Raw genomic sequence first — 12167 nt, forward strand, 5'->3', positions numbered from 1 at the left:
GGCGGGCGCGGGGGGCGCGATGGGCCGGGACGCGGCCTGCGGCACCGGCTGGGCGGCCCCCGGGTCGACGATCAGGTTCTTCGGCAGGACGACCATGGCCCGGGTCCCCTGGTAGATGTTCGGCGCGGTCAGCTCGACGCGGAAGCCGTAGTTCTCGGCCAGCAGGGACGCGACCCGCAACCCGGTCTGGGGGTGGGCGCCCAGGCGCGTGATGTCGTCACGCTGTTCGCCCGACATCACGTCGCTGGCCCACAGCAGCCGCTCGTCGTCCATGCGCAGCCCGGCGTCGTCCACGATCAGGAAGCAGGCGTGGTGCCCCTGCTCCAGCGAGACGTGGACACTGGCGGCGGGCGGCGAGTAGCGCAGCGCGTTGTCCAGCAGTACGGCGAGGGCGTGCACGACCGCCTCCACGGCGCGGCCCTCGACCACCACGGAGCCCATCTCGGGGTGCTTGATCCGCTCGTACCCCTCGATCCGGCCCATGGCCGCGCGCACGATGTCGGTCAACGTGGTGGCGGGCCAGCGCCGGGACAGCTTGTCCCCGGCGAGCACGGAGTACCCCGACGCGGTGAGCAGCATCTGCTGCGCGAGGTGGTCGATCTCCACCAGCGTCGCGTACGCCTCGTCCGAGATGTGCCGCCGTACGCCCTGGCTGACGGCCCGGCCCAGTCGCGCCGAGCGGGCCACGATGTTGTTGGCGAAGCCGCGCACGGCGGCCCGGGCCACGCCGACGGACTCGCGCCGTACCTGGGCGATCTGCCGCTCGGTGTCCTGCCGTACCTGGTCGGCGGCGTGGGCCGCGGCCTGTTCGACGGCCGCCCGCTCCCGCGCCCGTACGTCCCCCACCGCCGAGGCCACCGCGCCGGGTACGGCACGCAGCCGCTCGGCGAGCGGTGTCCCGTCGAGCTGCGCCGGTACGAGCAGCGCTGCCTCGGGGCCCGGGCCGCCGGGCCCGGCCTTCGCCGCCGCCGGGATCACGGTGGTCGCGAGGTGTCCCACGCACTGCTCGGCCGCGACGAGTTGCAGGGTGAGCCGGTCGGCGTGCTCGCGCAGCTGCTCGGCCCGGCGCCGGGCCTGCTCGCCCTTGCGCCGGAAGTACCACGCGGCCCCGACTCCGGCCACCGCCAGCACGGCGGTGGCGGTCACTATCAGTTCAGTCATCAGGTCCTCACGGATCGGAAGCCGTCGGTGTGGGCGAGGGTGGCCGAGGCGGGACGGCGCGCAGGGGCGGGGGCGCCGGCCGGCCCGATGACGACCGGGCTCTCAACAGGCCGGAGCGGACCGGTGTCTCCCACGGCCACCCCGCGCTGCGGAGTCAGCAGCGACGCGGACGACGGCGAAGGCGCACGACATGGATCTCCCAGGAACACGCGAGGGCCGGTACGAGCAGGGGGGCGCCGACGACGCGGACTCGAGACGGAACGGGACCGCGCGTCCCGAGGCGCCTCGAACTCCCGTATCCGCGACCGGCGTTCGACGTACGGAAAGGGACCATACCGCTTGTGCTCACGTTGTGCTCATGCGTGGTGTCGGCCTCGTGAGCACGACCCGGCACCGTCGGGGGTTTGACGCGAAAAATGCACGGATGACGCCCGAACTCGTTTGGCTGAAAACGGAGTTGGATCAGCGGGCGGTGCGCTGGTAGAGGCCGGTCGGGCGCCCCGGCGGAGGCTCAGTCGCCGTCGGCGAGGCGCTTCAGCCACTCGCCGAGCAGCCGCTGCTCCGCCTCGCTGAGCGCCGTCTGCTCGGGGAGGGTGGCGCGCAGCGCGCGGGCGGCGCCCGCCGGACCGGCGTCCCGCACGGCCGGGCGCTCGTGGGTGACGGCGGCGACCATGGACTCGCGCAGGGTGGTGAACAGGGCCGGGTCGCGCCGGTCCGCGGGCAGGGACAGCCAGGTGAGCACCGCGCCGCGCGCCGTGGCGTGGATGATCTGGGCCGCCAGCTCCTCGTCCACGCGGAGCCATCCGCCGGCGGCGAGCCGCCGCATGCGGCCCATGAGGATCTCCATGCCGGCCTTGAAGGCGGCCGAATCCGTCCGCGCGGGTTCGGTGTACATCAGCGTGTACAGCGCGGGATTGGCCAGACCGAACTCGACCCCGAGGTTCCAGCCGTCCCGCAGGTCCTCGATGGGGTCCTGCGGGTCGGGGTCGACGTGCTTGGTGGCGAGGAAGCTCGCGAAGCCGTACTCGGCGACCGCGTCCAGCAGCCCGTCCTTGTCGCCGAACAGCCGGTAGATGGCCGGCGGTTGCAGTCCCGCCGCCTCGGCGACCGCCCGCGTGGTGACGGCGTCGCGGCCGCCGCGCGTCAGCAGGCCGATGGCGGCCTCGATGACCCGCTGCCGGGTCTGGTCGGAACGAGAGGACATGCAACGACGATACCGCGGATATCGAAGTCGTGTTGCCATCGTGAATATCGCTGTTACTGTAGAAATGGTTTCACTGGAAACATGCCAGTGGCCGCGACCGCAGGAGCGAACCATGATCATCGTGACCGGAGCCACCGGACAGCTGGGCCGTCGGATCGTCGAGCACCTGCTCACCCGCGGGCCGGCGGAACAGATCGGCGTCAGCGTCCGCGACCCGGACCATCCCCGGGCGCGGGCCTTCGCCGACCAGGGGGTGCGGGTACGGAGGGGCGACTTCGCGGACGCCGAGAGCCTCGCCCACGCCTTCGAGGGCGCCTCCCAGGTCCTCGTCGTCTCCGTGGACAAAATGGGCGAGGAGTGCGTCAAGCAGCACCGCACCGCGATCGAGGCGGCCGTCACGGCGGGCACCCGCCGCGTCCTCTACACCAGCCAGATGGGTGCCGGTGCGGCGTCCCACTTCCAGGCCTGCCGCGACCACGCCGCCACCGAGGAGATCCTGCGCGGCTGCGGAGTCCCCTTCACCTCACTGCGCAACGGCTTCTACGCCGCCAGCGCGACGCGCTTCCTCGACCACGCACGGGAGACCGGCGAGATCCTGCTCCCCGCGGACGGCCCGGTCGCCTGGACCACGCACGCCGACCTCGCCGAGGCCACCGCCGCCGTACTCGCCGACGAGGGCCGCTTCGAGGGCCCCACCCCGCCCCTCACCGCATCGCGGGCGCTGACCTTCGACGCCGTCGCGGCCCTGGCGTCCGAGGTGACGGGCCGGAAGTTCACGCGGAGCACCGCACCCGAGGCCGTCTTCCGCGAGCAGTTGGTGGCCCAGGGCGTCCCCGCGCACAACGCCGACCAGGTCCTGGGCATCTTCACCGCCGCCCGCGCCGGTGAGTTCGCCACGGCCGACCCGACGCTGGCCGCGCTGCTGGGCCGGGAGCCGGTCGGGATGCGGGAGGTGCTGGGGGAGACGCTGCGGGAGGCGCCGGGCGAGCATCCGTCCGACGGCTGAGCGGGCCGGTTCCGCAGGGCGGACGCAGGGGGCCTGTATCGCCTGCTTCCCCCTGCTCCCGCCCCGCCGCGTCATCAACTGGAGGCGAGCTGGTCTGTGATCTCCTTGATCCAGTCAGCCTTCTTCGCCGGTTGCCTGAGGCTTTCCTCCCACTCGTCCCGTTCCATCTTGTGGTCCGTGTGACCGGCCTTGATCAAGGTCAGCAATTGCAGGGCGGAGGCGCGCAGAGCGGGATCGGTGCCCTCACGCGAGACCATGTTGTAGATCTTGTGCGCCGCCAGCTGGCGCTTGTACCTCGTGATCTTCTTCCAGAACTTCATGGCGTGCAGCAGCGAATCCCCGGAGCCCTTGGCCGTCGGTATCGGCTCGCCCTCCGGCGTGTACAGCTCGGGGTGGTGGGCCTCTTGGAATCGTCCGTAGGCCGCACTGCCTCCCTTGTAGGCGGCGGTAGTGAGGACGAGGCCCGCCCCTACCGCGGCAGTGATCCAGCCCGCCGGGTTGGACGCCAGCGCCCCGGTGGCGACGATGGCCACGGTGGCGATGCCGCCCGCTCCCTTGAGGCCCTCGCCCATGACGCCGCCCCCCATTTCCTTGGCCGCCTGGCTGACCTTCCTGCTCTTCGCGAGATTCGTGGCGAAGTTCAGGTCCTCCAGGTCCCGCGCGTTACTGAGGAAGTCGGCCTTGGCCCGGGCCTCGATCAGCGCCACCTCCTCGTATGCGGCCCCGGCGGCCCTGATGCCCGCCGCCCACTCCTCCTCCGTACGGCCTTCGCGGTCGTTCCTCGCCCGCTCTACGGCTTCGCGGGCGAAACGGGCGTTGAGCTCGGCGGTATTGGCCTCGGCTTCCAGCCGGAGCAGCCGTTTGGAGTGGGCGGTGTTGGCCTTCTGGAGCTGGCTCAGACCGCGGATCTTCTCGATCGCACCCTTGGACTTGAAAGCGGCCCGGACGCTCTTGGCCACACCGGCGACACCGCTGAGCACGCCGCTCGCCTCGGCGGAGGCCGCGGTGCTGGCCACGCCCTGGAGCTTGACCGCCTCCTTCGCGATGGTGCCGGCGTTGGCGCCCGTACTGGCGACGCTGACGCCCGCGTCGGTCGCCTTGGTCTTGCCCTTTTTGTGAGCGTTGTGGTAGCCGGCCCCGCTCCCCTTGTCCAGGGCCGTCCTCAGGTTCCTGAACGAATCCGCGACGCTGGCCCCGAAGGAGAGGAGTTCCGTGACGGCGCTCAGCGAGGCGCCGGAGACCCCCGTGGCGGAGGCGTCGTGCTTCAGGGCGGAAGCGTTCGCGGCGGCGGCGGTGTCGTTCTTCGGGGCGGCGGCCGCCGCTTCGGTGGCCTCCTGGCCGAGACCGGCGGCGGTGGGAGCCTGGACGCCCTTGCCCAGGGTGTCCCCGGGTTCGAGGAGCTTCTTCCCTTGATCCGCGTTCTCGGCGACCGCCTTCAGGCGATCACTCCTGGCCTCCGCCCTGGCATCGGCGGCGGCGCGTGCGTCGTCCGTGGCCGGGTCGGTGTGTTCCGAGGGAGCGGTGCCGACGTCCGTGTACCGGATGCCGGAGTCGGAGCCACGTCGGGTGAGGTCGGCGGGGGCGGGCCGAAGGTCGAGGTCCGAGCCGCGTCGCGTGCGGCCCGACGAGGTGAAGCGGGCCGCGAGGTCGGCGAGGCGTGCGTCCCTGGCCGCGCGTTCCTCGGGCGTGAGCGTGACCTCCTCGACGGCGGTGCGTGCCTCTTCCTCCTCTTCGACAGGGGTACGTGCCGCTGCCGCCTCTTCCTCTTCGACGGCGGTGTGTGGTTCCGCCACGACGGCCGGACGTGCTTCTTCTTCGAGGCGGCGCCGCCGATCCGCTTCGGCGGCTGCTTCCGCTTCACGGCGCAGCCGGTCTTCTTCCGCCGCTGCCGCCGCGGCTGCCGCGATGCGCTCCCGCGCCTTGGCCGCCGCCGCTTCCGCCCCCGCGCGACGCCGTCGCTCTGTCTCCGCCGCCTGCGCTGCGGCTGCTTCCGCCTCTTCGAGGAGACGTGCCCCCTTCGCCGCTGCTTCGCGCGCCGCCCTTTTCGCCGTGTTGCGGTTCCGCGCAGTGGCCGCCGCCGCTTCTCCCCCCGCGCGCACCCGGCGTCGTACTTCTGCTGCTTCTTCGGCTGCCGCCTTCTCCTCGGCGGCGCGCCTGGCGGCGGTGGCCTGTTCCCGGAGGGCGGGGTCGGCTTCCATGCCGTGGGCGCCGGACTCGGAGCCGCGCCGGGCGGGACCGGCGGGGTCGCGCCGGGCGCCGGGCGCCGAGCCGGGGCGGGCGGCGCCGGTTCCCGGGGCCCGTTCCAGCGTCCTGCCCCTGGCGCGCTGCACCGTGGCGGCCGCCGCCTGGTTCCCGATGCTGGACTGGAGCCCGAGTAACGCCTGTTCCGCCGAGGTCCCGGACCCGGACGAGCCGCCGCCTGTCCGCCCTTCCTCCCGCCGCTGCCGGGCCGCTGCCAGGGCGGCCGCGGAAGGCCGTTCGGAGGTGCGCTGGACAGGGGCGCTCATGGACATACCTCTCCTGCTGCCGGACCGGGCCACGCGAAGGTAGCCAGGCACGGCGAACAGAAGGGGTGTGGCGGGGAAACACTTCAGGGACACGTGCGGAACGCGTACACCGAGAGGCGTCCCCGGTCGGCGGCTTCGACGGGCCCCTTCCTACGCGCCGGTCCTGCCGTCGTACGCCCGTCGGCAGTTCTGGATCTCCTCGCCGTGCTCGACGGTCCAGCGGTACAGCTGCCCGAACGGCTCGCGCAGGGATTCGCCCAGCGCCGTGAGCGAGTACTCGACACCGACCGGCGAGGTCGGCAGCACCTTGCGCCGGATCATTCCGTTCCGCTCCAGCCGGCGCAGTGTCTGGGTGAGGACGCGCTGCGTCACGCCTTCCAGGCGGCGTTTCAGCTCGTTGAACCGCATCGGCCGCTCCAGCAGCGCCATCACCATCATCGACCACTTGTCCGCGATCTGGTCGAGGATCGGCCGGCTGGGGCAGTCCGCCCGGAAAACGACGGATGTGCCCGCGCCGACGCCGTACGGATCGGTATCCCTCATGATCCTTGGTTCTCCCGAAGTGCGTTCTTGACGGTCCCGAAGGCCTCGCCGACGGTAGGTATGCATCGCAAACCTACACATCTCTCGGTAACCGATGGAGAGCCTCTTGAACACCCCTGGACATACGACCCTGCGTGTGGACGTCGAAGGCGGCGTCGCCCGGATCGTCCTCGACAACCCGCCGGTCAACGTGCTCGACGCGACGATGATGCGCGAACTGCGCACGGTGCTGGACGACTTCAGGGACGATGCGTCGATCCGGGCCGTCGTCTTCTCCAGCGCCGACCCGGAGTTCTTCCTCGCCCACGTGGACATGCGCATCGCGGAGCACATGGACGTACTGGAGGAGCTGGCCGCGTCGGCGCCGCCGGACGTCAACGTCTTCCAGGCGCTGGGCGAGCTCCTGCGCCGGCAGCCCCAGGTGACCATCGTCAAGCTCGCCGGGAAGGCCCGCGGAGGCGGGGCGGAGTTCGTCGCCGCGGCGGACATGGCCTTCGCCGCCGTCGAGACCGCCGGCATCGGCCAGATCGAGGCGCTCATGGGCATCGTCCCCGGCGGCGGAGGGACGCAGTACCTCCGTGAGCGCGTGGGCCGCAACCGGGCGCTGGAGGCGGTACTCACCGCGGACCTCTTCGACGCCGAGACCGCGGCGTCCTACGGCTGGATCAACCGGGCGCTGCCGGCCGACCGGCTCGACGCGTACGTCGACCGCGTCGCCCGCGACATCGCCGCCCTGCCCGAGGGCGTGGTCGAAGCGGCCAAGAGGGCGTTGCCCGCCGAACACCGCACGGACGGACTCTCCCGCGAGAACGAGGCCTGGGCCGCCCGGATCGCCCTGCCCGCCGTACGGCAACTGATCGGCCGAGGACTGCGCGACGGGGCGCAGACCCCCGACGGTGAACGCGACCTGGAGGGACTCATGCGCAGAGCACTGCGCCCGTGAGGAGGCCGCCGCGGGGGAACCGGAGGTCCGCTCAGCGGGCCGGGGCGGGCCCGGCCGACGGCCGCCACTCCCGCCTGAGCAGCCCGAACACCCAGGAGTCGGACACCTCGCCGTTGACGACGCAGTCCTCCCGCAGCGTCCCCTCGCGCACGAACCCGACCTTCTCCAGCACCCGGGCGGACGCCGCATTGCGCGTGTCGGCCTCGGCCTGCACCCGGTTCAGGTCCAGCGTGTCGAACGCCCACCGCAGCAGGGCGTGCGCGGCCTCCGTCGCGTAACCGCGGCCCCACATCGCCTCGTCGAGGCAGTAACCCAGCGACGCGCTGCGGTAGACCGGGTTCCACTCGACCAGGCAGACCCAGCCGACGAACGCCCCGTCGGAAGCCCGCTCGACGGCCACCCGCACGCCGGTGCCCTCCTCCGCCATCGTCCGGCACACCGAGAGGAAGCGGTCGGCGCGGGCCCGGTCGGTCCACGGCGGGGAGTCCCAGTAGCGCATCACGTGCGCGCTGCTGTGCATGGCGTGGAGGAAGTTCGCATCGGCTTCCGTGAAGGGCCGCAGTCGCAGGCGACCGGTGTCCAGGGCGGGGGTGGTCAGAGCGGGGGTGGTCAGAGTCATGGCCGTCATCCTGTGTCCCTACGGGGCGGACGGGACACCGAATTTCCGCCCCGGCACTTCCCAGGTCCTCGCCCGAGGCCCGGCCGGCTGCACGAGGTGATCTACCAGACCCCGGCTGAGTCCGAAGAAAACGCGTCGCGGTGCAAGGAACGGCTGTCCGCACCCTACGGACAGGACGACGGCTGGACCGAGGTCCTCGACAACGGTTTCGGCAAGACCTGTCGCCGTACCGAGCAGCGGCGGCACGCCTTGTGGAGTTGCGCGATGGACATCACGACCTTCCGCACCATGGAGTTCCGTCAGGTCAAGTGGTAGCTGCCCCGCTTCGGTTCGGCAAAGAGGAGGCGGCACAGGCACGCGGTCGATGAGTCCACTCGTACGCGTGGTCAGCGACGAATTCGGCGAAGGTACGCGGCGGACGGCCGGTCAGTTCGAGCACCGCGGTGCTGACCTGGTCTTCGCGTCCCTCCTTGATTCCGCGCTCGACGGCGGCAAGGGCGGCAGCGAACTCGGCCGGCATTCCGGAGGCACGGTAGGCGGCAGCCTGTTCCTCCTCCGTAATGGGCTCCACCCGAACCCGTCGGCCGGTCCGCGCGGTGATGATCTGCGCGGCCTGTGGATAGCTCATCCCGTGCGGCCCGGTGATCAGGTAGTCGTTTCGAGCGTCCACCCTGAGGTCGGCCAGCAGCGCGGCAGCGCCGGCCGCGATGTCCCGCGCGTCGACCCACCCCAGTCTGCCGTCACCGGCAGCGGTGCGGATCTCACCGTGCCCATGGATGTGCTCGGCCAGTGGGTGCGGGCGCAGAAAGTTCTGCATGAAGCCGGATGCGCGCAGTACGACACCTCCGGGCCTAGCCCGAACCCGAGCGGCCATCTCCGCAGCGCCGGGTGCGTTCGGCAGCACAATGGCGGAGCCGAGCATCACGAGGCGCTGGATACCGGCCCGCTGCGCCTGTTGCAGGAAGGGCTCGACCAGCGGCAGCGGGTCCACACTCTCCACCGGCGGAAGCAGGAAGACCCGGTCCGTCCCGTCGAGCGCGGGACCGAATGTGGTCGGGTCGTTCCAGTCGAAGCGGACTGCGTCGGGATCAGCCGCGGCCGGGTTCCGGCTGGCGGCCCGTGTCCGCACACCGGCGCTGCGGAGCACCCGAACCAGCGCCTTGCCCGTCTTGCCGGTCCCTCCGGTCACGAGCACTCCGGACATCAGGAGTTCTTCCGTTCGAACGAGTCGATCAGTCCGGCGAGACCGCTGGCAGCGGCGGCCGCCGACAGCGGGCTCCAGTAATCCCGGTACAGAGCTATCAGCCCGTCGCGGACCGTGAGAACCACGACGTAGTCGAGGCGGTAGGGCTGGGAAGTGGCCACGGTGAGGCCGGTCGCCGTCCACTCCACCACGACGGTGTCCGCTTGATCCGTTGGCCGCACGGTCAGCGCGGCCACCTCCTTCATGTCCATCAGATCCGGATAGTGGGCAAGGTAGGCACGTACCTCCTCACGTCCGCGCAGCACACGGGGGGAGCTCCCGGCCACAAACGGGAATTCGGCAATTCCGTCAGGTGCCCACAGCTCTGCCACGGCATTCATGTCCTTGGCCAGCATCAGATCGATCATGCGGCGAAAGATCTCCTCAGGGGTTCTGGTCACCGTTTCTCCTCGTGGTCAGCAAATCGACCACGCCACCATGCACAGCAGACTCGTGGGCGTGGAACGGCCGGCCAAGCCCCGGACCGGCAGTGCGAGGCTCGGCCATCGCCTCCCGTGGCAGCATGGAACAGTGAGCAGCCAGGAACTCGCAGATTTTCTCCGCCGGCGCCGCGAGAGCCTGCGACCAGAAGACGTGCGGGCCGAAGCGGCACTTCCACCCGGCCGACGCGCCCGTCGCACACCCGGCCTGCGACGCGAAGAGGTGGCCGCCCTGGCGCAGGTGTCGGTGAGCTACTACGAACGACTGGAACGGGCGCGGGCACCCCGGCCCTCGCCCCAGGTGCTGTCCGCGCTGGCGACGGCTCTCCAGCTCACGGAAGCAGAGCGCGACCATCTGGCCCGCCTGGCCGGACAAGTACTGCCGACGGAGAACGACGGCGCACCGGAGGACGTACCCGTGGACGCCCGACAGTTGCTCGTCCGACTCGACGGCATCCCTGCCTACGTCGTCAACGACCGGCAGGACATCGTCGCCTGGAACGCGGCAGCCGCAGCTCTGATCACGGACTTCTCTCGGCTCACACCCGACGAGCGCAACCTCACGCGCATCTCAACGAGGTTCCGTGACACCCTCTGCAACGCCGCCGCCGGTTCGGAGCCCGGGTTCTCCCAGCAGATAGCCGCTCAATTGCGCGCGGCCAGCGTTCTGCACCCCTCGGACAACGTGCTCGCAGAGCTGATCAACGAGTTCGCGACCCACGACCCGGATTTCGCGAGCAGCTGGCGAAATCACGCTGTGCGCCCCATACCCAGCGTGCGAAAGAACCTCCATCACCCCACACTGGGCGAGCTGGAAATCGACCGGCACACTCTCGGTCTGCCCGGCTCGGGTTTCTCCCTCGTGATGTACACGGCAGAAGCCGGCAGCCCCAGCGCCACTGCGTTGAAGAGCCTTTGACCTCTGCATGGGCGATCGTCCCCGTCGTGGCGTCGTGGCGTCGTGGCGTCGTGGCGTCGTGGCGTGACGTGGCGTGGGCGTGGTCGTGGGCAAGGCGGCCGGCGGGCCGCCAGAGGGCCGTGACCGGCGCAGCGTCCCGCACGTGCGGTCCGCTCCCTGGTCACCAGGGGCGGAATAGGCCCCTCCGTGGTGATCTGTGGCCAGTTCGGCCCTCACGCCACCCCTCCGTGTGGCCGTTACATTCACCCCCGACATGACCCACACGACCAGGGGGGAACCGACAACGATGCGCTCCACAGGACCCGTCCGTCGCGTCGGCGGATTACTCATGGCGACGACCGCCACCGCGGCCGCCGGGGCGGTCACCGCCCTGAGCCTCGCCGCCTCACCGGCCGCCGCGGCACCCACTGAAACGACGGCGCCCCGGCCCGGCGACGCCTGCACGGCGGCCGACCTCGGCACCCGGCACCCGTACATCAAGACCACGGAAGTGTCGCCGACGATCACCCACTTCAAGGGCTGGTACGTCACCGAGGGCACCACCGGCCAGCAGACCGTCAGCACCGACACCACGACGGTCATCGCGGTCTCCGTCGGCCTCAACGACACGATCGAGACCAGTTTCGCGGTCGAGGCGCTCAGCAACGTCAAGGCGGCCGTCGGTCTGGACGTGAAGCTCGAGTACACCTCCACCAGCAAGGAGTCGAACTCGGTCACCTGGAACTTGACCCAGCCGGGCTACTACGGCTTCTACAAGGGCACCAAGAAGGTCACCGGCACATACGGAAGCCTCAACTGCAACCGCGCCCAACAGGACGACGGAAGCTGGGCGCTGAAGTGGACCGAGGGGCCCGGCAGCGGCAGCTTCACCACCTTCACCACCCTTGAGGAAGGCGCGGTGCGCTGCCAGGACAGCGTGCCCGCCGACAGCATCATGGCCAAGGCACAAGCCCTCCTCGACTGCGGCTCCGCCGCCGCGTCGACAGACCACCGGGCGGGTGCGGTGGCGCCGACGGCGCAGCAGAAGCAGGCCCGCCCCGCCCCCGGCCCGGCTCCCACCGGCGGCCCCTCCGTCGCCGCACAGCCCAGGACCACCGAGCACAGTGCGCGCGCCGCCCTCGACTGCTCGACCGCGGCCTACAAGATCGCCGTACCCGGCAAGCCCCTGTCCTGGGGTGCGCCGCTGCTGGCGGACGACGGTGTCCGGCTGCGGCCCTCGACGATCTTCAGCGCCCACCTGGACAACTGGCGCCTGTGCGACGTGACGGAGCAGGACGGGGTCCTTGAGGCATCCCTGTGGAACTGGGGCAACGGCGGATGCGCGACCATCGCCCCGGAGAACGCTGCCACCGACCGAGCGGTCCTGATGACGGCCTCCTGCGCGGAGGACGACCTCCAGCGGTTCTACATCTACCGCGACGTACCCGGCAGCTCGAAGATCGGCGTGCAGAACAAGTACACCGGTTCCATGATGGGCTACGACCGGTACGCCGACGGTGAGTTCATACGCCAGTACTCCACCGGCAGGCAGGACGGCACGGGCACGTTCGCCCTGACCGGAGTCTGACGGCCCGCGCCCCGC

Annotated in this window: 12 protein-coding genes; 5 read left to right on the plus strand and 7 right to left on the minus strand. The window is 71.0% G+C overall.

Annotated features, from left to right (window positions below):
- Both BZZ08_RS26915 and BZZ08_RS26920 read right to left on the minus strand, forming a co-directional pair.
- On the minus strand, window positions 1–1161 hold a 1161-nt coding region (locus tag BZZ08_RS26915; RefSeq protein WP_104634860.1), incomplete at its 3' end, for an ATP-binding protein.
- Window positions 1162–1672: 511 nt separating this feature from the next.
- Window positions 1673–2365 carry a TetR/AcrR family transcriptional regulator gene (locus tag BZZ08_RS26920; RefSeq protein WP_198601713.1) on the minus strand — a complete coding sequence of 231 codons (693 nt, stop codon included), beginning with the start codon at window positions 2363–2365 and terminating at the stop codon, window positions 1673–1675.
- Between the two features lie 112 nt (window positions 2366–2477).
- On the opposite strand from BZZ08_RS26920, the gene BZZ08_RS26925 reads away from it, so the two are divergent.
- The gene (locus tag BZZ08_RS26925) at window positions 2478–3371 is read left to right on the plus strand and encodes an SDR family oxidoreductase (protein WP_104634819.1); all 894 of its coding nucleotides are present in this window, start codon (window positions 2478–2480) and stop codon (window positions 3369–3371) included.
- 74 nt (window positions 3372–3445) lie between these two features.
- Here BZZ08_RS26925 and BZZ08_RS26930 read toward each other — a convergent pair whose 3' ends face one another.
- Window positions 3446–5878 (minus strand): hypothetical protein, encoded by a 2433-nt coding sequence (locus BZZ08_RS26930; protein ID WP_241965575.1) that lies wholly within the window; start codon window positions 5876–5878, stop codon window positions 3446–3448.
- Window positions 5879–6028: 150 nt separating this feature from the next.
- The gene (locus BZZ08_RS26935) at window positions 6029–6421 is read right to left on the minus strand and encodes a winged helix-turn-helix transcriptional regulator (RefSeq protein ID WP_104634821.1); all 393 of its coding nucleotides are present in this window, start codon (window positions 6419–6421) and stop codon (window positions 6029–6031) included.
- Window positions 6422–6557: 136 nt separating this feature from the next.
- On the opposite strand from BZZ08_RS26935, the gene BZZ08_RS26940 reads away from it, so the two are divergent.
- The gene (locus BZZ08_RS26940; RefSeq protein WP_342211018.1) at window positions 6558–7364 is read left to right on the plus strand and encodes an enoyl-CoA hydratase/isomerase family protein; all 807 of its coding nucleotides are present in this window, start codon (window positions 6558–6560) and stop codon (window positions 7362–7364) included.
- A 31-nt stretch (window positions 7365–7395) separates the two neighbouring features.
- On the opposite strand, the gene BZZ08_RS26945 is transcribed toward BZZ08_RS26940, so the two are convergent.
- A complete protein-coding gene (locus BZZ08_RS26945; RefSeq protein WP_446750273.1) occupies window positions 7396–7983 on the minus strand; it encodes a GNAT family N-acetyltransferase in 588 nt (195 codons plus the stop codon).
- A 96-nt stretch (window positions 7984–8079) separates the two neighbouring features.
- Between BZZ08_RS26945 and BZZ08_RS26950 the strand changes: the two genes are divergently transcribed.
- Window positions 8080–8298, plus strand: coding sequence for a hypothetical protein (locus BZZ08_RS26950; RefSeq protein ID WP_241965576.1), 219 nt, complete (start codon window positions 8080–8082; stop codon window positions 8296–8298).
- On the opposite strand, the gene BZZ08_RS26955 is transcribed toward BZZ08_RS26950, so the two are convergent.
- Both BZZ08_RS26955 and BZZ08_RS26960 read right to left on the minus strand, forming a co-directional pair.
- Complete coding sequence (locus BZZ08_RS26955) at window positions 8288–9187, minus strand: NAD(P)H-binding protein (RefSeq protein ID WP_104634824.1); 900 nt, start codon at window positions 9185–9187, stop codon at window positions 8288–8290. The genes BZZ08_RS26950 and BZZ08_RS26955 overlap by 11 nt on opposite strands.
- Window positions 9187–9594, minus strand: a complete 408-nt coding sequence (locus tag BZZ08_RS26960; RefSeq protein ID WP_198601714.1) for a nuclear transport factor 2 family protein — start codon at window positions 9592–9594, stop codon at window positions 9187–9189. The genes BZZ08_RS26955 and BZZ08_RS26960 overlap by 1 nt, the downstream gene beginning before the upstream one ends.
- A gap of 163 nt (window positions 9595–9757) precedes the next feature.
- On the opposite strand from BZZ08_RS26960, the gene BZZ08_RS26965 reads away from it, so the two are divergent.
- The gene (locus BZZ08_RS26965; protein ID WP_104634826.1) at window positions 9758–10585 is read left to right on the plus strand and encodes a helix-turn-helix transcriptional regulator; all 828 of its coding nucleotides are present in this window, start codon (window positions 9758–9760) and stop codon (window positions 10583–10585) included.
- A gap of 286 nt (window positions 10586–10871) precedes the next feature.
- Window positions 10872–12152: a hypothetical protein gene (locus tag BZZ08_RS26975; protein ID WP_104634827.1), complete on the plus strand. Its 1281-nt coding sequence runs from the start codon at window positions 10872–10874 to the stop codon at window positions 12150–12152.
- Window positions 12153–12167: the final 15 nt, after the last annotated feature.

The sequence above is a fragment of the Streptomyces sp. MH60 genome (genome assembly GCF_002939385.1).
In the GTDB taxonomy this organism is placed as follows: Bacteria; Actinomycetota; Actinomycetes; order Streptomycetales; family Streptomycetaceae; genus Streptomyces.